Below are 24,006 nucleotides of genomic sequence, written 5' to 3' on the forward strand. Positions count from 1 at the left end.
GCGATGCGCTTCCGCCACCCCGACGGCTCCACCGTCCACCTCGCCTACTGCACCAACGTGCACCCCGCCGAGACCCTGGACGGCGTCCGTACCCAGCTGCGCGACCACTGCGAGCCCGTCCGCAGACGCCTCGGCCGCGACCGCCTCGGCATCGGGCTCTGGCTCGCCAGGGACGCGGCCCGCGCCCTGGTCAACGACCCCTCCGCGCTGCGCGCGCTGCGCACCGAACTCGAGCACCGCGGCCTCGAAGTGGTCACCCTCAACGGCTTCCCTTACGAGGGGTTCGGCGCCGACGAGGTCAAGTACCGGGTGTACAAACCGGACTGGACCGACCCCGAGCGGCTCGCCCACACCACCGACCTGGCCCGGCTGCTCGCCGCCCTGCTCCCCGACGACGTCACCGAAGGCACCATCTCCACCCTGCCGATCGCCTGGCGCACCCCGTTCGCCACCGACCCGACGGCGGCCGTGACGGCACGGAAGGCCCTCACCACCCTTGCCCAGCGGCTCGACGCGCTCGCCGAACTCACCGGCAAGTCGATCGGCATCGGCCTCGAACCCGAACCCGGCTGCACGGTGGAGACCACCGCCGACGCCATCGGCCCGCTCACCGAGGTCGGCCACGACCGCATCGGCATCTGCGTCGACACCTGCCACCTCGCCACCTCCTTCGAGGACCCCGACACCGCGCTCGACGCCCTGCGGGCGGCCGGCATCTCCGTCGCCAAGGCCCAGCTCTCCGCGGCGCTGCACGCCGAGCACCCCCACCTGCCCGAAGTCCGCGCCGCCCTGGCCGCCTTCGCCGAGCCCCGCTTCCTGCACCAGACCCGCACCCTCACCGCGGCGGGCCTGCGCGGGACCGACGACCTCGACGAGGCGGTCTCCGGCGGCGCCCTCCCGGACAGCACACCGTGGCGCTCCCACTTCCACGTCCCCCTGCACGCACCGCCCGCGCCCCCGCTCACCTCCACCCTCCCCGTGCTGCGGTCGGTCCTGACCCGGCTCGTCGGAGGCGCCGTCCCCCTCACACGGCACCTGGAGGTCGAGACCTACACCTGGCAGGCGCTCCCCGCCGCACTGCGTCCGCGCACCCGCGCCCAGCTCGCCGACGGCATCGCCGCCGAACTCACCCTCGCCCGCGACCTGCTGACCGACCTCGGGCTGAAGGAGCTCCCTTGACCACCACCGCAGAGCCCACCCCTCTCCTCGTCCTGGACGTCGTCGGGCTCACCCCCCAGCTTCTCGAGCACATGCCGAACCTGCGGGCCATGGCCCGCGCCGGCGCCCAGGCCCCCCTGACGACCGTCCTGCCCGCCGTCACCTGCGCCGCCCAGTCCACCTTCCTCACCGGCACCACCCCTGCCGAGCACGGCATCGTCGCCAACGGCTGGTACTTCCGCGAGCTCGGCGACGTCCTCCTGTGGCGCCAGCACAACGGCCTCGTCGAGGGCGACAAGCTCTGGGACGCCGCACGGCGCGCCCACCCCGGCTACACGGTCGCCAACATCTGCTGGTGGTACGCGATGGGTGCCGACACCGACTGGACCGTCACCCCCCGCCCCGTCTACTACGCCGACGGCCGCAAGGAACCCGACTGCTACACCCGGCCCCCCGCCCTGCACGACGAACTCACCGGCAAGCTGGGGACCTTCCCCCTCTTCCACTTCTGGGGCCCCGGCGCCGACCTCGTCTCCTCGCAGTGGATCATCGACGCCACCCGGCACATCCTCGCCACCCGCACCCCCGACCTGGCCCTGTGCTACCTGCCCCACCTCGACTACGACCTCCAGCGGTACGGACCCGACGACCCCCGGTCCCACCGGGCCGCCACCGCACTCGACACCGCCGTCGCCCCCCTCCTGGCCGACGCGCGTGCCCAGGGCCGCACTGTCGTCGCGCTCTCCGAGTACGGCATCACCCGCGTGGACCGGCCCGTCGACATCAACCGCGCCCTGCGCCGGGCGGGCCTCCTGGAGGTCCACACACAGGACGGCATGGAGTACCTCGACCCCATGGCCTCGCGCGCCTTCGCCGTCGCCGACCACCAGCTCGCCCACGTGTACGTACGCCGGCCCGAGGACCTCGAAGCGACCCGGGCCGCCCTGGCGGACCTGCCCGGCATCGACCAGCTCCTGGACGACGAGGGCAAGAAGGCCCACCACCTGGACCACCCCCGCTCCGGGGAGCTCGTCGCCGTCGCGGAGAAGGACGCGTGGTTCACGTACTACTACTGGCTCGACGACGCCCACGCCCCCGACTTCGCCCAGCTCGTCGAGATCCACCGCAAACCCGGCTACGACCCCGTCGAGCTGTTCATGGACCCGCAGGACCCCTACGTCCGGGTCAAGGCGGTCTCGGCGGTCGCCCGCAAGAAACTCGGGATGCGCTACCGCATGGCGGTCGTCCCCCTCGATCCCGCACCGATCCGCGGCAGCCACGGCCGCCTGCCCACGAGCGACGACGAAGGTCCGCTCATCCTCTGCTCCACCCCCCACGCGTTCACCGGCCGAGTCCAGGCCACCGAAGTGAAGTCCCTGCTGCTCCAGCTCGCCGGACTGCACTGACCATCCGCTCCGCCCGCACACCGACAGGGAGACACGTGATCATGAGCCGCACCCCGAAGGATCCCGAGCTCGCACGCAGGCTCAGCCGCCGCAACGTCCTGGGGGTCGCCGCCGGTGCCACCGCCGCCACGCTCCTGAGCGGCGCCACCGCGCAGGCCACGAGCCCGCAGGGCACCCAGGGTGCTCAGGAGGTCAAGGGCAGGGGCAAGGGCCGCCCCGTGCTGCCGCCCGGCCGTCTCGGCATCCAGCTGTACAGCCTCCGGGACAAGGTCTCCACCCTCGGCTTCGCCCCCGTCTTCGCGGAGCTGGAGAAGTACGGCTACGACGAGATCGAGTTCGCCGGATACACCCAGGGCTCGGCCGGCCCTCTCACCCTCGCCCAGCTCAAGCGGCTGGCCAAGGACCACGGCCTCCACCCGATCGGCAGCCACGTCGGCTACTCCGACGACAACAACCCCGGCGCCTACACCTTCGCCCAGAACCTCACCAAGGTCCTCGACGACGCCGAGGCCCTCGGCCTCAAGCACATCGGCACCGCCTCGGGTCCCTTCCGCTACGGCTCCACGGTGGACGGCTGGAAGCGGGCCGCGGAGGACTTCAACACCTACGGCGCCGCCGCCCGCAAGCGCGGCATGAAATTCTACCAGCACAACCACGCCGAGGAGTTCTCCTTCGCCACCGACAAGCCGAACGTGCGCCTCTACGACGTCCTGCTCGCCGAGACCGACCCCGACCTGGTCTACCTGGAGATGGACATCTACTGGGCGTTCTGCGCCCAGTTCCGTTTCGGCAAGCGGCCGGACGGCACCCCGGCGCCCTTCAACCCCATCGACTACGTGCTCAAGCAGCCCGACCGCTACCCCCTCTTCCACGTCAAGGACGGCACCAGGGACGACACCACCCGCGACGGTTACCGCATGACGGACGTCGGGGACGGGGACATCGACTACAAGAACTTCATCGGCCGGGTCACCGCCCGCACCCACCGCGGCCGCACCTACCACCACTGGCAGACCGAGCACGACAACCCAGTCGAGTCGTTCGCCTTCGCCCGCAAGTCCAGTGCGCACCTGCACACGCTCCGTGAAAGCCGCTGCGGGGACTGACCCGCCGCCGTCGGCCGCCCACAGCGGTGCGGGAGCCTCACCGCCCCCGCACCGCTGTGCGCGGACCCGGGAAAGCGGTCGCGGACTCCGCGTACGCGAGGGGACACCCACCGTGCACGCGGCGCCGCGACCGCGTCCCGGTCGGCCCCCCCGCACCGGAGTGCACCGCACTGACCACCGGAAACGCGGGTGAAAGAGCCCCCGAACCCCTGGTATTGTTTTCTTTGTCGCCGCGGGGAACACCCCGTGAACGGCAGACACCTTGTCCGGGTGGCGGAATGGCAGACGCGCTAGCTTGAGGTGCTAGTGCCCTTTATCGGGCGTGGGGGTTCAAGTCCCCCCTCGGACACCAGCGGTAACACGAGAACCCCACTCCGGTGGGGTTCTTCCGCGTTGCGGGACGCCGGCGCGAAGGCCGGGGCCCGCACCCCGGGCCCCGGCCGCGGGCCCGGAGGTCCGCGGCCGGGGCGTGCACGGGGGTCAGCCGGAAGGGGCTCTCGCCGCCGCCGGTTCGCTCAGGCGCACGGGCTCCGTGCCCGGCGCGCTGTGCCGCGCCGCCCAGTTCTCCAGCGCCACCCGGCAGGCGTGGTCGAGGTGGGTGAGGCCGGCCAGGTCCAGCCTCACGGGCCGGTCCTGCGGCAGGGCCTCCAGGCTGTCCAGTATCTTCGGCAGCCGCAGGAACGTGGCGTTGCCCGACAGCCGGGCCCGGACGGGCCCGGTACCCACGTCGTCGACGTCCAGGCTGATGTGTGAGGCGTCCCAGGCCGTCTTGGCCACGGAGAGGGCCAGTCCGACCAGGACACCCTCGAACATGTTCACCGTCACGATCGCGACGGCCGTGACCACGAGGACCAGCACCTCACCCCGGTGTCCGCGCCACAGGTCCGCGACGGTGCGCAGCGGGATCAGTTTCCAGCCGGCGTGGACGAGTATCCCGGCCAGAGCCGGCAGCGGGACGATGCCGAGGGCCGACGGCAGCAGCGCCGCGAACAGCAGCAGCCACACCCCGTGCAGGACGCGGGAGGCCTTGGTCCGCGCCCCCGCACGGACGTTGGCGGAGCTGCGGACGATGACCGCCGTCAGCGGCAGCGCGCCCAGCAGGCCGGAGACGGCGTTGCCGGTGCCCTGGGCCATCAGCTCCTTGTCGTACCGGGTGCGTGGCCCGTCGTGGAGCCGGTCCACGGCGGCGGCGCTGAACAGGCTCTCGGCGGAGGCGATCAGTGTGAAGGCCAGCACCGTCCCGAGCACGCCGATGTCCGCGAGCTGACCGAGCGCCTCGCTTCCGGGCAGCTGGACGGCGCCGAACAGGCCCCGCACCTCGACCGTGGCGACGGGCAGGCTGAAGGCGAGCGAGACGAGGGTGGCCAGTACGACCGCGGTCAGCGCGCCCGGGACGGCCCTGACCCGTGCGGGCGCCCGCTGCCACAGCACCAGCACCACGACGGTCCCGGCGCCCACCGCGAGCGACGTGAGCGCTTCGGCCCTGACGACGGCCCCGGCCAGGGCCCCGGGGAGTTCCGTCACCTTGCCCAGGCCGGAGGTGGGGGCCTTGATGCCGGCCGCCGCGTAGAGCTGGCCCGCGATGATCACCAGCCCGATCCCGGCGAGCATGCCCTCGACGACGGAGACGGAGATGGCCCGGAACCAGCGCCCCAGTCTGAGGGCGCCCATGAGGAGCTGCAGCAGCCCTGAGGCCAGCACGATCACCCCGAGGGTGGCGAGCCCGTAGGCGCGCACCGCCTCGAAGACCAGGACGGTCATACCGGCGGCAGGCCCTGAGACCTGCAGGCTGCTGCCGCGCATGACGCCCGTGACGAGACCGCCCACGATGCCGGTGATCAGGCCCAGTTCGGCGGGAACGCCGGACGCGACGGCGACGCCCACGCACAGCGGCAGGGCGACGAGGAAGACGACGACGGAGGCGGCGAGATCGTGCAGCAGAGGGGACGATGCGAGGCGGTGGTCCATCCCGGCCCTCACCGCGTCCGCACGGTGTCGAAGGGCGTGTCGAAGGGCGTGCCGTGGGCCGGCAGGGGCCGCTGCCCGGGGTGTGCCGCGACCTGTTCGGGCAGCGGCCGGGTGTGTGCGATGGGGGGGTGCATACCAGTGGTTCCTCCTGGCGCGCGGATGGGTGCGCGTCGGCGTGCGTACGGGAACGGAGGCGGAGCAGGCACGTCGGCATGGCCCCACGACGCCGCACGCGAGGGCGCGCGCGACGTGTGCGGTCGGGGCTTCGGTCCGGGCGGGCCGGATCAGGGGTGACAGCGCGGCGAAGGCGAGGCACCCGGATGCGGTGGGTGGCCAGGAGCGGTCCGGACGGGAGGGCCGGGGTCGGTGCGAGCCGCGGATCAGCTCAGCAGCGGAAGACCTGGAGCACGGCGGGGGAGGGGGAGACCGGCGGTCTCGGAGCCCCGTACGGTTCGCCGGGGGCGACGAGTGCCGCGGTAACGGACCGGTCGCCGGCGGCGTCTGTGACCAGGGAGCGGGAGAGGTTCTCCGGGGCGGATCCGACGGCCGTGCGGTGGCGGTCCCGCGAGCGCAACAGGCCGTGGGAGCCGCCGTCGTCGGCCGGCATGTCGCACGGGACCAGCTCCCGCCCGGTCTCCTGGGCACCCCCGTCCGTGCGGGCGTACGTGCGCGCAGGAGGGACGGGAGGGGACGCGGGGGTGTGGTGGGCGAATACGGCGGATGCGTCGGACGCGTCGGATGCGCCGGATTCGGCGTGTGCGGACGGGGCGGGGAATTGCAGGGCGAGCAGGATTGCGGTCAGGAGCGTGAACACGAACCGGGCCGTCGCATCTCGCACCTGCGCCCCCTTCCGGACTCCGCTTCTTTCCCTGCACGCTAACAGGTGGGAAACATCTGGCGGGACAACCTCGTGTGAAGAGTCCGGAATTCGGCGGTGGAATGAGTGAAATCGACTGTGCCGCACGCTCTTTGAGCATGCAGCCTGCAGTCGGCGATGTCCTTCCCGTCTCCGTGGCGTCCGGGCCACGGGTGGCCGGGCCCTTCTCAACTCCCCTCTGAGCAGCCGATGTCGCTGTCCCGCCGTGCTCCTCCGCCGTCTCGAGCCGCTTTCTGACCACCTGTCCGATCGGCGCGGCTGCGGTGATTCCGAGGGGGCGTGAACAAGTACTGTGGGGAGCGGGCGGGCTTCTCCGGTAAACCGGCGCACCTCCCTTGTCGCGTACGTGTCCGGGAGTGCCGGGCGGACGGCGTCCGGAGCCGTCCGTCCGCCCGCGCGGATATGCGACGGCCATTCCCTGACGGTCATCGGCCGCCGGTGCTGTTCCCGCAGCTGTTCGTTTCCGCGGGGTCAACGCATTGCGGAGTTCCTGTGACGGTCGCGTCCGTATTCCTTTCCTCGCAGTCGGCTCTCCGTGTGATTCCTCCTGGCAGCCTGGGGCCCCGGGGCGGATGGGGCCGCCGTCGGCTGCCGTGCCGCGCGGCGCCCCCTGCGCGGGCGTGCCGTACCGCCTCCACGTACCACCACCTCCCGGCGGGAGCGTGGAAGCCGCCCATCACGATCCGGTCTCGGACACGGGAGCAGGGGTTGTTTTCAGCCGTGTAATCGTTTCCAATCATCCGTGTAATCGATTCCACGGCTTGATCCGCTGGTTTCGAGGCTCGCGGAAACCACAAGGAGGTGGTCCGGAAATGGCGAGCATCAAGGATGTCGCGGCCCAGGCAGGAGTCTCTGTCGCCACGGTCTCCCGCGTCCTGAACAGTCATCCCTCCGTCAGCCCCGGGGCGCGCAGGCGCGTCCTCGCCGCCGTCGAGGACCTCGGCTACCGGCCCAACGCCGTCGCCCGCTCGCTGCGCACCGACCAGACCCGCACGCTGGGCCTGGTCATCAGTGACGTACTCAACCCGTACTTCACCGCGCTGGCCCGCTCCGTGGAGGAGGAGGCCCGCGCCCTCGGCTACAGCGTGATCATCGGCAACGCCGACGAGCGGCCCGAGCAGCAGGACCACCACGTCCGCACGCTCCTCGACCGCCGGATCGACGGGCTCCTCGTGTCACCGGCCGACGGCGACTCCCCGCTGCTCGGGGACGTCGCGCGCACCGGCACACCGATGGTCTTCGTCGACCGCTGGATGCCCGGGGTGGACGTCCCCGTCGTGCGCGCCGACGGCCACCGGGCGATCTCGGACCTGGTTGCCCATCTGTACGCCCTCGGCCACCGCAGGCTCGCCATCATCGCGGGCCCCGCCGCCACCACCACCGGCAACGAGCGCGTCGAGGCCTTCCGGGAGGCGATGCGCGCGCACGGCCTCGCGCTGCCCGATGCCTACATCGGCCAGGGCGACTTCCAGGCGGCCAGCGGCCGGCGCGCGACCGAGCACTTCCTGTCCCTCCCCGAACCGCCCCAGATCGTCTTCGCCGCCGACAACCTGATGGCGCTCGGCGCGCTCGACGCCATCCGCGCACGCGGCCTGCGCGTCCCCGAGGACATCGGGATCGCGGCCTTCGACGACATCCCGTGGTTCCTGCACACCGGCCCGCCGATCACCGCGATCGCCCAGCCGACCGGTGACCTCGGCCGGGCCGCCGTACGGGCCCTCGTCGACATCGTCGAGGGCCGGCCCCCGCAGTCCGTCACCCTGCCCGCCCGTCTCGTCGTACGCAGCTCCTGCGGCGAGCCGGCCCTGCCCGCACCCGACCCGAGGAGCAACGTGTGAGCGAGTCAGTGGAGTTGCTGCGCATCGAAGGCGTACGCAAGACCTTCCCCGGTGTCGTCGCCTTGGACAGCGTCGACTTCGACCTGCGCAGCGGCGAGGTGCATGTCCTGCTCGGGGAGAACGGCGCCGGCAAGAGCACCCTCATCAAGATGCTCTCGGGTGCCTACCGGCCCGACAGCGGCCGGATCTTCGCCCAGGGGCAGGAGGTCCGCATCCACGGCGCCCAGGACGCCGAGAAGCTCGGGATCGCCACGATCTACCAGGAGTTCAACCTGGTGCCCGATCTGACGGTCGCCGAGAACATCTTCCTCGGACGCCAGCCGCGCCGCTACGGCCTGATCGACCGGCGGACCATGGAAGCCGAGGCCGAGGTGCTGCTGCGCCGGGTCGGGCTGGACGTCCCGCCCCGCACCAGGATCCGTGAACTGGGTATCGCACGGCTGCAGATGGTCGAGATCGCCAAGGCGCTCAGCCTGGACGCACGCGTGCTGATCATGGACGAACCCACCGCGGTCCTCACCTCCGAGGAGGTCGACAGGCTGTTCCGGATCGTGCGGCAGCTGCGCGAGGACGGCGTCGGCATCGTCTTCATCACCCACCACCTCGACGAGATCGCCGCGCTCGGCGACCGGGTCACGGTGCTGCGCGACGGCCGGAGCATCGACCAGGTCCCCGCTTCGACCCCGGAACCGGAGCTCGTCCAGCTGATGGTGGGGCGCAGCATCGAGCAGCAGTACCCCCGGGAACGGCCCGACGCCGGCCGGCCCCTGCTCTCCGTGTGCGGGCTCACCCGCCACGGCGTCTTCCACGACATCAGCTTCGACGTGCGGGCCGGTGAGGTCGTCGGTCTCGCCGGACTCGTCGGAGCCGGCCGGACCGAGGTGGCCCGCGCCGTCTTCGGCGCCGACCCGTACGACGCCGGCACCGTCGACGTACTGGGTGAGCGGCTCGGTAAGCACGACGTGACCGCCGCCATGGGCGCCGGGATCGGCCTCGTCCCCGAGGACCGCAAGGGCCAGGGCCTCGTTCTCGACGCCTCCGTGCAGGAGAACCTCGGTCTGGTGACCCTGCGCGCGGCGAGCCGGTCCGGTCTCGTCGACCTCAAGGGGCAGCGCACGGCCGCCGCCAGGATCGCCGAGCAGCTCGGCGTGCGGATGGCGGGCCTCGGCCAGCACGTCCGTACCCTCTCCGGCGGCAACCAGCAGAAGGTCGTCATCGGCAAGTGGCTGCTCGCCGACACCCGCGTCCTCATCCTCGACGAGCCGACCCGCGGGATCGACGTCGGCGCCAAGGTCGAGATCTACCAGCTCATCAACGAGCTGACGGCCTCCGGCCACGCCGTCCTGATGATCTCCAGCGATCTGCCGGAAGTCCTCGGCATGAGCGACCGGGTGCTCGTCATGGCGCAGGGCCGGATCGCCGGTGAACTGCCCGCCCACGAAGCCACACAGGACGCCGTGATGGCCCTCGCCGTCAGCGCGCCGCCTGTCACCACCCCCATCGAGAACGCAGAGGAGAGCCCCCGTGGCCACTGACACGCATCCGAGCAAGGCGGCCGCGGGCGGCGGCGCCGGACACACCGTGCGCCGCCTCCTGCTCGACAACGGCGCCCTCACGGCGCTGGTCGTCCTCCTGGTGGCGATGTCGCTGCTCTCCGGCGACTTCCTCACCACCCAGAACCTGCTGAACGTCGGCGTGCAGGCCGCCGTCACCGCCATCCTCGCGTTCGGTGTCACCTTCGTCATCGTCTCCGCGGGCATCGACCTCTCCGTGGGCTCGGTCGCCGCGCTCTCCGCGACCGTCCTCGCCTGGTCGGCGACGTCCGCCGGAGTACCCGTCTGGCTGGCGGTCATCCTTGCCGTCGCCACCGGCGTCGCCTGCGGTTTCGTCAACGGCGCACTCGTCGCGTACGGGAAACTGCCGTCGTTCATCGCGACCCTGGCCATGCTCTCGGTCGCCCGCGGCCTCTCCCTGGTGATCTCCCAGGGCAGCCCGATCGCCTTCCCCGACTCCGTCTCCGTACTCGGTGACACGCTCGGCGGCTGGCTCCCCGTGCCGGTCCTCGTCATGATCGCGATGGGCCTGATCACGGCGCTCATCCTCACCCGCACCTACATCGGCCGCTCGATGTACGCCATCGGCGGCAACGAGGAGGCGGCCCGGCTCTCCGGGCTGCGGGTCAAGAAGCAGAAGCTGGCCATCTACGCCCTCTCCGGCCTCTTCGCCGCCGTCGCGGGCATCGTCCTCGCCTCGCGCCTGGTCTCCGCCCAGCCGCAGGCCGCGCAGGGGTACGAACTCGACGCCATCGCCGCGGTCGTCATCGGCGGTGCCAGCCTCGCAGGCGGAGTGGGCAAGGCCTCCGGCACCCTGATCGGCGCCCTGATACTCGCCGTGCTGCGCAACGGCCTCAACCTCCTGTCGGTGTCCGCGTTCTGGCAGCAGGTCGTCATCGGTGTCGTCATCGCCCTCGCGGTGCTGCTGGACACGCTGCGCCGCAAGGCCGGTTCGGGGGCCGCGGCCTCCACCGGTTCCGCCTCACCGGGGGCGCCGGGATCGGGACGCAGGGGGGCCGCGAAGGCCGGCCTCGCGGTGGTCGTCGTGGCCGCCGTCGTCGCCGCGGTCTCCTTCTTCAACTCCGGTTCCTCCGGCACCACCACCAAGGTGGGCATGTCGCTCTCCACCCTGAACAACCCCTTCTTCGTCCAGATGAAGGCGGGCGCGCAGGCGGAGGCCAAGGCCGCAGGGATCGACCTGACGGTCACCGACGCCCAGAACGACGCGTCGCAGCAGGCCAACCAGTTGCAGAACTTCACCAGTTCCCAAGTGGACTCCATCATCGTCAACCCGGTCGACTCCGACGCCGTCGGGCCCGGCGTGCGCAGCGCCGACAAGGCCGGCATCCCGGTCGTCGCCGCCGACCGCGGGGTCAACAAGGCCGAGACGGCCACGCTCGTCGCCTCCGACAACGTGGCGGGCGGCAAGCTCGCGGCGAAGGCACTCGCCGACAAGCTCGGCGGCAAGGGGGACATCGTCGTCCTCCAGGGCACCGCGGGCACCTCCGCGAGCCGTGAGCGGGGGGCGGGCTTCGCCGAGGGCATCAAGGCGTACCCGGGCATCAAGGTCGTGGCCACCCAGCCGGCCGACTTCGACCGCACCAAGGGCCTGGACGTCATGACCAACCTGCTCCAGGGCCACCCCGGCGTCACCGGTGTCTTCGCCGAGAACGACGAGATGGCACTCGGCGCGGCCAAGGCCCTCGGCGCCAAGGCCGGGAAGTCCGTCTCCGTCGTCGGCTTCGACGGGACCCCCGACGGGCTGAAGGCGGTCGCCGCGGGCACGCTGTACGCGTCCGTGGCCCAGCAGCCGAAGGAACTCGGCAGGATCGCCGTGCAGAACGCGGTGCGGGCGGCCGACGGCAAGAAGGTCGCCGGCATGGTGAAGGTGCCGGTCAAGGTCGTCACCCGGCAGAACGTCGCCGACTTCTCCTGACCGCACGGGCCCACGGAAGGCAGTAGTAACTGATGTACGAGAACGAGGACTCCGCCCTCACCCGGTACGACCTCCTGGTCGTCGGTTCCGCCAACGCCGACCTGGTCGTCGGCGTCGACCGCCGCCCCGCGGCGGGGGAGACGGTGCTCGGTTCCGACCTCGTCGTCCACCCGGGCGGCAAGGGCGCCAACCAGGCGGCCGCCGCCGCCCGCCTGGGAGCCCGCACGGCTCTGCTGGCCCGGGTCGGCGACGACGCCCACGGCCGGCTGCTGCTGGAATCGCAGCGGGCGGCGGGCGTCGACACCGGCGGAGTCCTCGTCGGCGGGGCGCCCACCGGGGTCGCCCTGATCACCGTCGACCCGTCGGGGGACAACAGCATCGTCGTCTCCCCGGGGGCCAACGCCCGGCTCACCCCGCACGACATCCGGGAGGCGGGCCCGTTGCTGTCCGCCGCCCGGGTCGTCTCCGTCCAGCTCGAGATACCGCTGGACACGGTCGCCGAGACGGCACGCAGCCTCGCGCCCGGCACCCGTCTCGTCCTCAACCCCTCCCCGCCGGCCCCGCTGCCCTCCGAGGTGCTGGCCGCCTGCGACCCGCTGGTCGTCAACGAGCACGAGGCCCGCTTCATCCTGGGCGACGGCGCGGGGGCCACCCCCGAATCCTGGGCGCGGGACCTCACCGCGCTCGGCCCGCGCTCGGTGGTGATCACCCTGGGCGCGGCCGGCGCCCTGGTGGCCGACACCCGGGGCGGCGGCCCCGTGCACGTACCGAGTCCCACGGTCGGGGCGGTGGACACGACGGGCGCGGGCGACGCGTTCACCGCCGCCCTGGCCTGGCGGCTCGGCCTGGGGGAGGAGCTCCCCGAGGCCGCGGCGTTCGCCGTCCGCGTCGGTGCGGCGGCCGTCACCAGGAAGGGTGCGCAGGCATCCTTCCCGACCGCGGAAGAGGTCTCCGCACTGTGAAGAAGTCAGGCATCCTCAACCGCCACCTGGCGGGCGCCCTGGCCGAACTGGGCCACGGCGACGGTGTACTGGTCTGCGACGTGGGCATGCCGGTCCCCGCCGGCCCCCGGGTCGTCGACCTCGCCTTCCGGGCCGGCGTCCCCTCCTTCGCGGAGGTCCTGGACGGGCTGCTGGAGGAACTGGTGGTGGAGGGCGCGACCGCGGCCGACGAGGTACGGGACGCGAACCCCGAGACGGCCCGCCTCCTGACCGCCCGCCTCCCCGGCCTCACCCACGTCCCCCACGAAACCCTCAAGTCCCTCACCGCCGGGGCCCGCCTGGTGGTACGGACGGGCGAGGCGAAGCCGTACGCGAACGTGCTGCTGCGGTGCGGCGTGTTCTTCTGACCTGCGGGGGCCGCGCCTTCGGGCACCTCGGGTCGGGCTGCCGCAGGTCCTTCGGGACCGCCGGACGAGGGCACGACTCCGTGACCGGCGCCGCCGTGGAGCCCGGTCGCCCCGCTGCCCGGAGGACGCCCGACCCCACGGAGCGGAGCCCCGACAGGCCGTCCCCGTGCGGCGGTCGCCGGTAGCGGCGTCCGGTGCGGGGGCAACGGCTCACTCCGGGCCGACCACGTGTCCGCCGGCGGCGTACCGGGACCGACGGCCGACCCATCCGGACCGGAAGGCGTAAGCCGGTCGTACGACCTTTTCCCGTTACGCCCTGGCGGTGGCCCGTCTACCGTCCTGGTCATGGATCGGACGGGAAACCTCGACGAGGCACTTCAGCGACTGCACGCATCGGGACCGGAACGGCTCGGACGGCTGACCAACCACGCACCGATGGCGGTCGAGTCACTCGCGGCCCGAGGCCAGGCGCACGCGGTCCACAGATGGCTGGATCTGTACGCCCCCAGGCTGGAGGAGTTCCCGTCCGGCACCGGGCCCGTCACCGCCGCGGACTGGCAGGCGGCGCTGGGTGATCCGCGCCGGGCCGCCGACTGGATCGGCTTCTTCTCCCGCGAGGTCGCCGAGCGCCCCTGGCGCGACGTGCTCGCCCGATGGTGGCCGCGTCTCCTGCCCGGCATGTACGGAGGCTCGGCCCACCCGGTCATCCGGGTGGGCCACGCCGTACGCACCCTGGTGTCCGGCGAGGAGAACGGTCCTCGTCTGACCGAACTCGCCCACGGACTCGGCTACTGGGCCGCCCGCCACCGACCGGTGTCCGGCCTCGCCCCCCTGCCCGGCGCCGGCAGCGCCGCCGCCGCCCTCGATACGGTGCCACCCCTCACCGACCGGTCCGGTGGCTTTCCCGACCGGCTCAAACGGGTTTCCGGCCTGCCGGTGTGGGCGGCCGACGTCACGGACCCCGACGCGGCCCGGCTCCGCCTCACCGAACTGGTACGGGCGGCCACCCACCGGTATGCCACCCACGGCCACGGCGACCCCACGATGCTCGTCCACGCGGCGACCGCCCCCAACGCCGTGCTGCGCGTCCTGCCCGCACTGCCGCGCGTCCTGTGGGTACCGAGCCTGCGAGCCGCCTGGACGGCATCCGCCGCGGTCACCGCCATGTACGCGGCGGATGCGCCGGTGCCCTTCTCGCCGCCCGGCACCCTCACCGCCGAGGAGGTCGTCGAACGCGCCCTGGCGCACGGGGACGAACACGTCATCAAGTTGACCGACACCGCCCTGGACACCGGCGACGGACAGGCCCTCGCGGCGGCCCTGCACGCGATCGAGTGGAGCGAACCGCTCAGGTAGCCGGCCGGTCGCACGGGGATGCTGTGCGACCCCGGCCGATGGCCCTCGGGCGGGCGGGGGCCGATGCGACGGCCTGTCCTCCGGGCGCGGGCGCGGGGCGGGCCCGGAGGATCCCTCCTCAGGGGGGACGGCCCGCTCAAGGCGGGGGGTGAAGGTGACGTAGCGTATCCAGCTTGGGGGCGTTCGCAGGTGGGCGCCGTATGGATCGTTGCGCGCCGATGCCGAAATGCGGTGGGGCGCCGAGGAGTTCCTGGATGAAGCTCTGCTTCCTCGTCGAAGAGCTGTACCGGCATGACGGCATGCCACGTGATGTGGTCCGAAGGCTCAGGGCCCTGGGCCACGAGGTGGACGTCGTCCGGCCGGGCGATTCGCTGACGCGCGTCTCCGAGGACATCCAGGCCGGCACGCACGACGCCTGGGTCCTGAAGACCGTGTCCGGAGGACCGGGGCTCACCCTGCTCGAGGCGGCCGCTGCCGTCGGGCTCACCACGGTGAACGACGCGCGGTCGATCCGCCCCGTCCGCGACAAGGCCCTCACCTCCGTCATCGCACGACGGCACGGTCTGCCGGTCCCGGTGACGTACACCGCCACGCGGGCAGCCCTCTTCGCGGGCGTCCCGCAGGAACTCTTCCCCCTGGTCGTCAAGCCCGCCGAGGGCAGTGCGGGCCAGGGCGTACGTCTGGTCGCGGACCCGGCACGGCTGCTGCACGACGGTGCCGACGCGGGAGGGGGAGCGGATGGCGGGGACGGAGGCGTACGGCTCATCGCGCAGCCGTACGTGCCGAATTCGGGTGCCGACCTGAAGGTGTACTGCCTCGCGGGCGAACTCCACGCGACCCGCCGCCGCTCACCGCTCCACCCGCACCGCGAGGTCGAGGAGCGGGCCGTACCGCTCCAGGCGGAGGTGGCCTCGCTGGTGACGCGCGTCGGTGAGGTCTTCGGGCTCGACCTGTACGGCGTCGACATCGTCCTCGGCCCCGACGGCCCCGTGATCGTGGACATCAACGACTTCCCCAGCTTCCGGCGGGTTCCCGACTCCGTGGCCCGGGTCGCCGACGCCGTCCTCGCCCTGGCCCGCAGCGGCCGGAGCACCTGGGCGGCACCCGACCGCCCGGAACCGCTCGTCCCCGCCCAGGGACGTCCGCCCGGACCGGCGGAACTCACGCACGTGCCGGGCGAGACACTCCTGTGAAGGTCTGCCTGCTGACCGACAAACCGGACCACCCGACGCTCGCAGCCGCGGCGGCCCTCCTTACGGGGGACGGGCACGAGGTGGTGTGGCTGGACCCGGACACCCCGGCGGCGGGTCCGGCGGGCGGGGACCTCGCGGACGTCTACCTCCTCAAGGCGCACACCCCCGCCGCGCTGGCCCTGGCCCGGGGCTTCGAGGCGCGGGGCGCCCGGGTGGTGAACTCCGCCTCGGCGACCGCGCTCTGCCAGGACCGGAGCCGGATCGCGGAGGTGGCCGAGCGCGCGGGCGTTCCGATGCCCGCCACCCGCAGCCTGCGGTCGCTGTCCCTGCTCCGGCCGGGCGACCCACCGGCGGGGACCGGGTACCCGGTCATGGTGAAGAGCCGCCACAGCAGGCGGGGCGACCTCGTCGCCCGTGTGGACGGCCCCGACCGTCTGCGCGCACTCGCCGGGAGGTGGCCGGACGAACCCGTCGTGGTGCAGGAGTTCGTGGAGAACAGCGGCTGGGACCACAAGGTGTGGGTGGTCGCCGGCCGTCTGTTCACACGGCTGCGGCCCTCGCCCGGTACGATCCGGCCGCCCGCCGGTCCCGTGGTCGCCGACCTGCCCCGGGCCTGGGCCGAACTCGCCCTGCGCGCGGGGCGGGTCTTCGGCCTGGAGGTCTACGGCATCGACCTCCTCGACCGCAGGGGCGAACCCGTCGTCGTGGACGTCAACGCCTTCCCGGGCATCCGTGGCCCCGAAGGGGCGCCCCGGGCACTCGCCGACCTGGTCAGCGGACCGAGGCGTAGACGATGAGATTGTCCACGGGGTGCCCGGCCGCGTCGAAGTCGCCGTCGCACGTGACCAGCCTGAGCACGGGTTCGCGGGTGGCCCCGTAGACCTTCTCGGTGGGGAAGGCGTTCTTCTGCACGGTCTCGGTGCCGGTGACCGTGAAGCGGGTCCGTCCGCCGTTCCCGTCGCGGACGACGATGTCCGCGCCCCGGGTGATCTTCTTCAGGTCGTGGAAGACGGCCTTGCCGAACCGGGTGTCGTTGTGGCCGATGACGACGGCGGCCCCGGGCTCACCGGGGACGGCTCCGCCCGTGTACCAGCCGGCCGTCATCCCTTTCTCGGCGGGCGGCACCTCCACCGTCCCGTCCTGGTTCAGGCCGAGGCGCATCAGCGGAGCGGTCACCGAGAGGGAGGGGACGGACACCTCGACCGGGGCCGCCGCCTCGGTGCCTTTCGCCGGGGTGCCGGCTCGCGCCGGGCCGTCGCTCTGACCGGGGCCGTCCTTCCCTGCGGTCCGGCCGGTGGAGGCGGACGGTGAAGCGGCGGCCGGCCGTGCCGCGTCGGGGGACGAGCAGCCGGCGACCGGGGCGAGTATCACCAGGGTGGTCAGCGCGGGCAGGACGGCCTTGCTCAGGACGTGCGTGGTACGGGACATGAGGGCTCCGAGCGTCGGACAGGCGGGGGAACGGCAGGTGGCGCCGCCCCGCGTGCGGAGCGGCGCCACCCGTGGCGGATCAGCCGTTGCCGTGCAGGGCGGACCGGCGGCGCAGCACGATCGTGCCCGCGCCGGCGAGCAGGACGGCGCCGGCGGCCGAACCGTAGAGCGCGGTGGCGGAGCCCGTGTCCGCGACCGGGCGCTCACCGGCGGCGACGCCGCCGCGCGGCATCGGGCGCGTGGTGTCCGCTTCGGTCACGGCCGCCGAGGGAACCTGGGTCGGCGTGGACCTGGGCGCGGGCGAGGACGTGGCCTGACGGTCGGTGGCCGGCGTGGGCGAGTCGTCGGCGACCGCCGCGGCGGCGGGAGCGAGGACCGCGCCCGCGGCGACGAGGCCGAGCAGCGTGGTGCGCAGGAAGGAACGGGACGACATGGATACTCCGATTCCGGCCCGGCGTCGATGGTGCCCGCCGCGCTGATGCGCGGCGGGCTCCGGGCACGCCGACAGCCTGGACCGGAGTTATGAGGAAACTGTCAGCGTGCTGTGTCCATCGCATCAGGGCCGGATTCCGGCAACCGCAGGGTGAACACCGACCCCTCACCCACCGTGCTGACCACGTCGGCCGTCCCGCCGTGCGCCTCGGTGAGCTTGCGGACGATGGCCAGCCCCAGCCCGCTTCCGCCGGTGCGGCGGCTGCGGGACTTCTCGGCCCGCCAGAACCGCTCGAAGACGTACGGGAGGTTCTCGGGCGGGATACCGGAGCCGGTGTCGGCGACCTCCACCGCCACCCCGCCGTCCTCGCCGGCGTAGGCGCGCAGCGTGACGCGACCGCCCGCCGGGGTATGGCGTACGGCGTTGGAGACCAGGTTCCCCACGGCCTGCCGCAGCCGTACGGGATCGGCGGTGAGCGTGAGCGCCGGCGTGCCGGCGGCGACCGTCAGGGTCACCTCCGCCGCCTCGGCCTGTGCCTGGTGGGCCGCCGCGACGTGGGCGAGCAGGCTCCCGATCCGTACCGGTTCCGGATGCAGGCGCAGCATGCCCGCGTCCGCCGCCGACAGGTCCTGGAGGTCGTCGATGATGTGCTGGAGCTGGACCGCCTCCTCCAGCAGCGAGGAGACGAACGCCGCGTCCGGGGCGGCGACTCCGTCCTGCGCCCCTTCGAGCCAGCCCCGGATGTTGCTCAACGGCGTCCGCAGCTCATGGGCGACGTCACTGACCATCACCTTGCGCTGTTCCTCCAGCCGCGCGCGGTGCGCGGACATGTCGTTGAAGGCGGTGGCGAGCCGCCCGATCTCGTTGTCCGAGGTGACGACGACGGGCTCGGGTGCGGCGGCCACGCCGTCCCGCATGCGCTGGGCGGCGCCCGTCAGCGCCCGCAGCGGCCGTACGAGACGGATCCCGGCGAAGAACGAGGCGCCGACGGTCAGGGCCAGGACGAGCGCGGCGACCCCGACGATCCTGGCCGTGTTCGCCGGCGAGAGGTCCAGGCCCGGAACCGACGTACCGCCCGGGTCGCTGACGAACAGCAGGGCGGGCGCGGCGACGTAGGAGCCGAGCTGCTCGCGCCGCGCGGTACCGACGCACGAGTCGACGGCCCGCTCGTCCGCACTGTCGCGGACCGGGGGGGCCTCGGTGGGTGCGGTCGCCGGCGCGGGCACGGGGGTCGGCCGGAGCAGGGATTCCCGGGCCGCCCCGTCCCGGGGTGCCGGGGCCGGCCGGCCCGCCTCGTCCCTGGCGACCGGCTCCGCGGTGGCCGCACCGGTGTCCGTGCCCCACGCCAGGTCCAGGCCGAGCCGGACGGGCTCGCGGCCCTGGCGGTCCAGGCATGCGTCGACGAGGGCGTTGAGAGCGGTGAGCGCCTTTTTCTCCGTCCCGGTCGGACTGTCCAGTGCCTCGGTCGCACACCGGGTGCCCTGCAGCCGCCCGGGGTCGTTCCCCACCAGCTGTATGCGGGGGCGCCCGCTCGTGGTCTCGACGACGTTCGAGGCGATCCCGCCGGCGTTGAGGCACCGCACGGTCCGCTCGGCCGTGCGGCGCAGCGAGGTCCTCTCCGCCGGGGGGAGACGGAAGGGGCCGACCGCCCGGGGATCGACACGGTCGTTCCTCGACGTGAACGCACCGCCGGGGCCGGACAGTGAGACGGCCACCGGTGTACCGGCCGTAGGGGCCGTGTCCACCGAGAGGGGGTCCACCACAGCCGACGCCTGCGCAGGCAGGTCCGGCGGGCGAGGGGACGGCGCGGCGGAATCGGCGAGGATCTCCCGTCTCTGGGTGGTCAGGGTGATCCGGCGGTCCGAGGAGTCGGCCAGGGCGCGTACCGTCGGCCCGACGCCGTCCCAGGTCGGGTGCCGGGCCGCGTAACCGAGCAGGGTGTCGTGGATCCGGGCCCCCGCGGTCAGGTTCTCGCCCTGTTCCTGCTCGATCGCCCCGGACGTCGTCTGCACGGCCAGCCAGGCGGTCGCGGCGACCGAACAGGAAGCCACCAGTGCCGAGACGGCCAGCATGCGGCCCAGCAGGCTCTTGCGCAGCGGCAGCCGGCGGCCGTCCGCCTTGCCGCCCTCAGCGCGCCGACGCACGGGTGGCCCCCTTCCCGGGGTCGGTCAGTTTGTATCCGACACCGAACACGGTCAGCAGCCGCACCGGCCGCCGGGGCGCGGGTTCTATCTTCTTGCGCAGATTCATGATGTGCACGTCGACGGTACGGCTGCTGATGTAGCGGCCGAAGCCGTGCAGTTCCGCGAGCAGTTGCTCACGCGTGAAGACGCGGTCGGGTTCGGCGGCCAGTGCGGAGAGGAGCCGGAACTCCCCGGGTGTGCACTCGACATGGACGCCGTCGACGGACACCTCGTGACGTACGGGGTCGACGGCCAGCGCCCCGACCCGCAGCGCCCCGTCCTCCGGCACCGGGTCCTGCCCCCGTCGGCTGCGCCGCAACAGGGTGCGCACCCGGGCCATCAGCTCGCGCGGGCTGTACGGCTTCGTCATGTAGTCGTCCGCGCCCAGATCCAGCCCGAGCAGCAGATCGTCCTCCGTGGACCGTGCGGTCAGCATCAGGACCGCCAGCTCCCGCTTCTCGGACCGCAGGACACGTACCACGTCCAGCCCGTCGGCCCGCGGCATCATCACGTCGAGGATGAGCAGGTCGGGTGCCTCCTGCCGGACCTGTTCGAGCGCGGTGAGGCCGTCACCGACCACGGTCACCGCATGTCCCTCGCGTTCGAGGTACCGGCGTACGAGCTCGGCCTGTTTCACGTCGTCTTCGGCGACCATCACATGTGCGCACACGCCGCGATCGTAGAGGAGCCCGGCCGGCGGCCCACCGGGACGTGCGCGCCGGCGGTCGTCGCCGGAGCGTCCGCCGCCCGCTCCGTCCCCGTCCCCGCGGCGGGCACGGCCGGCGCCGCGGGCCGGGCGAACACCACGAGCCGGAGCAGCGCGAACCGCCCCACCCCGGCGAGCGCCGAGGCCGACAGGTAGACGCCCTGCTGGACGAGAGCCGAGGAGGTGGGCCGCAGGGAGTGCAGGGCGAGGAGAGCCCCCGTGGTGAAGGCGTAGCCTACGGCCACGGTCAGCCCGGACTGCAGGTGCACACCCCAGCCCCCGCGTCCGCTCCGGAACGAGATCCGGCTGTGCAGCTCGGTCGCCGCGAGCGTGGACACCACCGTGACGAGGGCGTTGGCGACCACCATCGGTAACGGGCCACTGAGCAGCACGAGCATCCCACTCGCGGCCAGCCCCACTCCGCCGCCGCAGACGACGAAGCGCACGAAGGCAGCGACGGGCGAGTGGGCCGTGGATGCCGGCCGACCACGGGGTCGCTGTGCAGGGGCGGTCACGGGCGAGCCTCCGGGGGTCTGGAACGATGCCTTGATCCCACCGCACACCCCACCACCGCACATCATCCGCACGACCCGGCCCGTCCCCGACTTCCCTCAGGGGCATCACCCAGGGGGCGGACACCGGCCGTTCACACGGATGCGGACGAAGGAGCACGACGCATGACCGGCGACCACCGCACAGGACCGCCCCGCTTCGGCGGCGAACGCGAGATGCTGCGCGCGTTCCTCGAATACCACCGCGCGACCCTCGCCATGAAGTGCGAGGGGCTGACCGACGGGGAACTGCGGCAGCAGTCGATGCCCCCGTCCACGTTGTCGCTGCTCGGGCTCGTACGGCACATGGCGGAGGTGGAACGTGCGTGGTTCCGCCGCGTGTTCGAGGACAACGACGCGCCCATGGTCTGGTCCGACGAGGTCGACTTCCAGGCGGCCTACGACGCGAGCGCGTCGACCAGGACCGAGGCGTTCACCGCGTGGGAGGCCGAGGTGGACCACTCGCGCCGCATCGAGCGGGAGTCCGGGTCCCTGGACAGGGCCGGACACCAGCCGAGGTGGGGTCAGGAGGTGTCCCTGCGGATGGTGATGGTGCACGTCCTCCTCGAGTACGGCCGTCACAACGGACACGCGGACCTTCTGCGTGAAGGGGTCGACGGGACCGTGGGAGCCTGAGCCCCTGGTGAGCCGGGCGGACGTCCGCCGTCACGCCAGCAAGGGACGCCCCTCCCGTGCCGCCGTGATGTGCTCGGGTCCGAGCGCGTCCTCGCCGTGCTCCGCGGTGAACGCCCGGACCCTGCCCAGGGGGGAGGCCGGGTCCGGTGCCTCCTCGCTCACCGTGACACCGAGGACGATCCCGGCGAACGCGATCCCTGTCTGCTGCGGGTCTTCCCGATCCTCCATGTCCGTACGGGAACTGTAGGACCGGGGTCCGACAGTGAGGACGTCGCCGGCGACGTCCGGGGGCCGGTTCAGCGCTGCGCGCCGCGGGTGCCGGTGGCCGGGGCCCGGATTCCGGCCGACGTCCCGCCGTGATCTTCACCGACCGGTCCGTCCGGGCGCCGGGACCCGTTCAGCCGTCGGCGTCCGCGGCCGGCCGAGGCGGCAGGTGGAGTGGCCGGGGGCGCTGGGCCGACCGGGCCGTGACCGTGTTCGCCTCCTTTCGTTGACCAGGCGTCGCCCACTCCGCTTCCTGCTGCACCGGGCGGCGCGAGGGGGCAGGCAGTGCAGACCGGTGACAGCGTGCACGGCATCCACCACGCCGACGGGCGGCGCCGGGGGACCGGCGTGCGCGCATACGGGCCGCCGCGTGCGGGCCCTGCGGGCGCGGGTACCCGGCCGCCCGGCCGGGCCGCCCGACCGCTGCCGTGGCTCGCGGCCGTCGCCGTGGTATTCCTCACCGTCCAACTGGCAGTCGTCGTACCGGGGTCGGACCTGGCCTGGGACGAGACGGTCTACGTCAGCCAGGTCGGCGGCAAGGCCCCGCCCGCGTTCTTCAGCGCCCCCCGCGCCCGTGGCATCTCGTACCTGGTCGCTCCCGTGGCGGCGCTCGGGGCGTCCACCACGCTGCTGCGGGTCTACCTCGCGCTGCTCTCCGCCTTCGCCCTGGCCGCCGCCCTGTGGATCTGGCGCCGGGTGCTGCCCGTGCCCGTACTCGCCTGCGCGGGCGCCCTGTTCGCCGGGCTGTGGCCCACGCTGTACTACGGTCCCGCCGCCATGCCGAACCTGTGGTGCGCCCTCGGTGCCCTGGCCGCCGCGGGCTGGACCGTCCGGGCCCTGAGCGGTACCGGCGGGCGCGCGGAGCCGGCCGGTGCGGGGGCGGCGGTCGCCCTGGTCGCGCTGATGCGGCCCGCCGACGGCTTCTGGCTGGCACTGCCGCTCACCCTCGCGGTGCTGGTCCCCGGGCGGCGCCGGCCGGACGTGTGCGCGGCGCTCGCCGGGGGACTCGTGGCGGGCTGCGCGCCGTGGGTGGCCGAGGCGTACGCACGCTACGGCGGCCTGAGTTCCCGGCTGTACCGGGCCGGCGAGATCCAGGGCGGGCTCGGCTGGAACGTCGCCGTGGAGGACCACCTGCGCGCCCTGGCGGGGCGGACCCTGTGCCGGCCCTGCGACATCTCCTGGGAGAGTCCGGTCACGGCGGTGTGGTGGGCGGTACTGCCCGTGGCCGTGGCCGGCGGGGTCGTCGCGGCCCGCCGGGCCGGGCGGGCCGCCGTCGCCCTGACGGCGACGGTGACGGGGGTGTCGTCGGCGGTTCCCTACCTGTTCCTGGTCGACTACGCCGCACCGCGCTTCCTGCTCCCCGCCTACGCGTTGCTGGCCGCACCGGCGGCCGAGGGCGTGGTCTCCCTGTTCACCCGGGGGTGGCGGGCACGGCGGCCGGCGGGCCTGGCCGTACTCTCGCTGGCCCTGGCGGGGCACCTCACCGTGCAGCTCTCCGTCCTCAGCCATGTGGTCCGCACGAGCCGAGCCACCACGACCGGTTTCGCCGCGGTCGCCCTCGCTCTGAACCGGCTGGGGGTCCGCCCGCCCTGCGTGGTGAGCGGCGACCAGGCCGTCCCGATCGCCTACTACGCCGGCTGCTCCTCCCGCCAGACCGGCGGCCATGACGCGAGTGTCACTCCTGACGCCCTCCGCGAGGCGGCGCGTGACGTTCCCACGGTCGTCCTGGTGTCCGAGGACCACGGGCTGCCCGCGTTCGTCGCCGGCCGGCGCCCCGTCCCCCTGCCCCGCCTACGCGGCGCCGGGGATCTCCGTGGCTACCTGCTGTCGGCCCGTCCCGGGGCCGCCGGGGACGAGCGCGGGGAGGTACCGCTCGGTGCGGGCCGTGCCGTCATCCTGCCCTGAACAACGGTTCCACGACGAGGAGTACGAGCATGCCGAGGACCACCAGTGCCCAGCCGAGCGGGCCCGTTCCGCGTCGTCGTCCGGGCCGACGCCCCTGAAGGTACTCCGTGCACGGCCCCGTGCGTGGCGCAGCGGCCGTCCCGCCGTGCGGCTTCCCCACC

22 protein-coding genes and 1 tRNA gene are annotated in these 24,006 nt (G+C 73.1%); 14 read left to right on the forward strand and 9 right to left on the reverse strand.

Annotated elements, in window-relative coordinates; all coding sequences use genetic code 11:
* The first annotated feature begins 3 nt into the window (after positions 1 to 3).
* From eboE to BA175_RS03355, 4 genes are all read left to right on the forward strand, one after another.
* Entirely contained in the window at positions 4 to 1,179 is a 1,176-nt protein-coding gene (eboE, locus tag BA175_RS03340; RefSeq protein ID WP_069169679.1) for a metabolite traffic protein EboE, read from the forward strand.
* On the forward strand, positions 1,176 to 2,564 hold the full coding sequence (locus tag BA175_RS03345; protein ID WP_069169680.1) for a nucleotide pyrophosphatase/phosphodiesterase family protein: 1,389 nt from the start codon (positions 1,176 to 1,178) through the stop codon (positions 2,562 to 2,564). Before eboE ends, BA175_RS03345 begins: the two co-directional genes overlap by 4 nt.
* A 41-nt stretch (positions 2,565 to 2,605) precedes the next feature.
* On the forward strand, positions 2,606 to 3,670 hold the full coding sequence (locus BA175_RS03350) for a sugar phosphate isomerase/epimerase family protein (protein ID WP_069170308.1): 1,065 nt from the start codon (positions 2,606 to 2,608) through the stop codon (positions 3,668 to 3,670).
* 264 nt (positions 3,671 to 3,934) lie between these two features.
* A tRNA-Leu gene (locus BA175_RS03355) sits at positions 3,935 to 4,022 on the forward strand.
* Between the two features lie 128 nt (positions 4,023 to 4,150).
* Here BA175_RS03355 and BA175_RS03360 read toward each other — a convergent pair.
* The 3 genes from BA175_RS03360 to BA175_RS03365 form a co-directional block, all read right to left on the reverse strand.
* On the reverse strand, positions 4,151 to 5,638 hold the full coding sequence (locus BA175_RS03360; protein WP_069169681.1) for a SulP family inorganic anion transporter: 1,488 nt from the start codon (positions 5,636 to 5,638) through the stop codon (positions 4,151 to 4,153).
* A gap of 8 nt (positions 5,639 to 5,646) precedes the next feature.
* Positions 5,647 to 5,772 carry a hypothetical protein gene (locus tag BA175_RS32080; RefSeq protein WP_302622477.1) on the reverse strand — a complete coding sequence of 42 codons (126 nt, stop codon included), beginning with the start codon at positions 5,770 to 5,772 and terminating at the stop codon, positions 5,647 to 5,649.
* Positions 5,773 to 6,023: 251 nt separating this feature from the next.
* The gene (locus BA175_RS03365) at positions 6,024 to 6,476 is read right to left on the reverse strand and encodes a hypothetical protein (RefSeq protein WP_139131365.1); all 453 of its coding nucleotides are present in this window, start codon (positions 6,474 to 6,476) and stop codon (positions 6,024 to 6,026) included.
* A gap of 851 nt (positions 6,477 to 7,327) precedes the next feature.
* On the opposite strand from BA175_RS03365, the gene BA175_RS03370 reads away from it, so the two are divergent.
* The 8 genes from BA175_RS03370 (at position 7,328) to BA175_RS03405 (ending at position 16,536) form a co-directional block, all read left to right on the forward strand.
* A complete protein-coding gene (locus BA175_RS03370; protein ID WP_069169683.1) occupies positions 7,328 to 8,353 on the forward strand; it encodes a LacI family DNA-binding transcriptional regulator in 1,026 nt (341 codons plus the stop codon).
* Positions 8,350 to 9,888, forward strand: a complete 1,539-nt coding sequence (locus BA175_RS03375) for a sugar ABC transporter ATP-binding protein (protein WP_069169684.1) — start codon at positions 8,350 to 8,352, stop codon at positions 9,886 to 9,888. Before BA175_RS03370 ends, BA175_RS03375 begins: the two co-directional genes overlap by 4 nt.
* Positions 9,878 to 11,842, forward strand: a complete 1,965-nt coding sequence (locus BA175_RS03380) for an ABC transporter permease/substrate-binding protein (RefSeq protein ID WP_069169685.1) — start codon at positions 9,878 to 9,880, stop codon at positions 11,840 to 11,842. The genes BA175_RS03375 and BA175_RS03380 overlap by 11 nt, the downstream gene beginning before the upstream one ends.
* Before the next feature lie 32 nt (positions 11,843 to 11,874).
* On the forward strand, positions 11,875 to 12,804 hold the full coding sequence (locus BA175_RS03385) for a ribokinase (protein WP_069169686.1): 930 nt from the start codon (positions 11,875 to 11,877) through the stop codon (positions 12,802 to 12,804).
* Complete coding sequence (rbsD, locus tag BA175_RS03390; RefSeq protein WP_069169687.1) at positions 12,801 to 13,190, forward strand: D-ribose pyranase; 390 nt, start codon at positions 12,801 to 12,803, stop codon at positions 13,188 to 13,190. Before BA175_RS03385 ends, rbsD begins: the two co-directional genes overlap by 4 nt.
* A 345-nt stretch (positions 13,191 to 13,535) precedes the next feature.
* Complete coding sequence (locus tag BA175_RS03395; RefSeq protein ID WP_069169688.1) at positions 13,536 to 14,546, forward strand: questin oxidase family protein; 1,011 nt, start codon at positions 13,536 to 13,538, stop codon at positions 14,544 to 14,546.
* Positions 14,547 to 14,800: 254 nt separating this feature from the next.
* Positions 14,801 to 15,739, forward strand: a complete 939-nt coding sequence (locus BA175_RS03400; RefSeq protein WP_069169689.1) for an ATP-grasp domain-containing protein — start codon at positions 14,801 to 14,803, stop codon at positions 15,737 to 15,739.
* A complete protein-coding gene (locus BA175_RS03405) occupies positions 15,736 to 16,536 on the forward strand; it encodes an ATP-grasp domain-containing protein (protein ID WP_069169690.1) in 801 nt (266 codons plus the stop codon). The genes BA175_RS03400 and BA175_RS03405 overlap by 4 nt, the downstream gene beginning before the upstream one ends.
* Here the strand turns inward: BA175_RS03405 and BA175_RS03410 are convergent.
* The 5 genes from BA175_RS03410 to BA175_RS03430 all read right to left on the reverse strand — a co-directional run bounded on the left by BA175_RS03410 (position 16,511) and on the right by BA175_RS03430 (position 20,935).
* Complete coding sequence (locus BA175_RS03410; RefSeq protein WP_069169691.1) at positions 16,511 to 17,167, reverse strand: class F sortase; 657 nt, start codon at positions 17,165 to 17,167, stop codon at positions 16,511 to 16,513. The two genes, BA175_RS03405 and BA175_RS03410, sit on opposite strands and share 26 nt — an antisense overlap.
* A 79-nt stretch (positions 17,168 to 17,246) precedes the next feature.
* Positions 17,247 to 17,600, reverse strand: a complete 354-nt coding sequence (locus tag BA175_RS03415) for an LPXTG cell wall anchor domain-containing protein (protein WP_069169692.1) — start codon at positions 17,598 to 17,600, stop codon at positions 17,247 to 17,249.
* 101 nt (positions 17,601 to 17,701) lie between these two features.
* A complete protein-coding gene (locus BA175_RS03420; RefSeq protein ID WP_069169693.1) occupies positions 17,702 to 19,744 on the reverse strand; it encodes a sensor histidine kinase in 2,043 nt (680 codons plus the stop codon).
* Positions 19,728 to 20,438: a response regulator transcription factor gene (locus BA175_RS03425; RefSeq protein ID WP_175420759.1), complete on the reverse strand. Its 711-nt coding sequence runs from the start codon at positions 20,436 to 20,438 to the stop codon at positions 19,728 to 19,730. Before BA175_RS03425 ends, BA175_RS03420 begins: the two co-directional genes overlap by 17 nt.
* A complete protein-coding gene (locus tag BA175_RS03430; protein WP_438947307.1) occupies positions 20,438 to 20,935 on the reverse strand; it encodes a hypothetical protein in 498 nt (165 codons plus the stop codon). Before BA175_RS03430 ends, BA175_RS03425 begins: the two co-directional genes overlap by 1 nt.
* Before the next feature lie 231 nt (positions 20,936 to 21,166).
* On the opposite strand from BA175_RS03430, the gene BA175_RS03435 reads away from it, so the two are divergent.
* Complete coding sequence (locus tag BA175_RS03435) at positions 21,167 to 21,676, forward strand: DinB family protein (RefSeq protein WP_069169695.1); 510 nt, start codon at positions 21,167 to 21,169, stop codon at positions 21,674 to 21,676.
* Positions 21,677 to 21,706: 30 nt separating this feature from the next.
* On the opposite strand, the gene BA175_RS03440 is transcribed toward BA175_RS03435, so the two are convergent.
* Entirely contained in the window at positions 21,707 to 21,904 is a 198-nt protein-coding gene (locus BA175_RS03440) for a hypothetical protein (RefSeq protein ID WP_069169696.1), read from the reverse strand.
* 321 nt (positions 21,905 to 22,225) lie between these two features.
* On the opposite strand from BA175_RS03440, the gene BA175_RS03445 reads away from it, so the two are divergent.
* On the forward strand, positions 22,226 to 23,845 hold the full coding sequence (locus tag BA175_RS03445; protein WP_254667799.1) for a hypothetical protein: 1,620 nt from the start codon (positions 22,226 to 22,228) through the stop codon (positions 23,843 to 23,845).
* Positions 23,846 to 24,006: the final 161 nt, after the last annotated feature.

Origin of the sequence: Streptomyces griseus, assembly GCF_001715295.1 — a bacterium.
Lineage (GTDB): Bacteria > Actinomycetota > Actinomycetes > Streptomycetales > Streptomycetaceae > Streptomyces > Streptomyces griseus_G.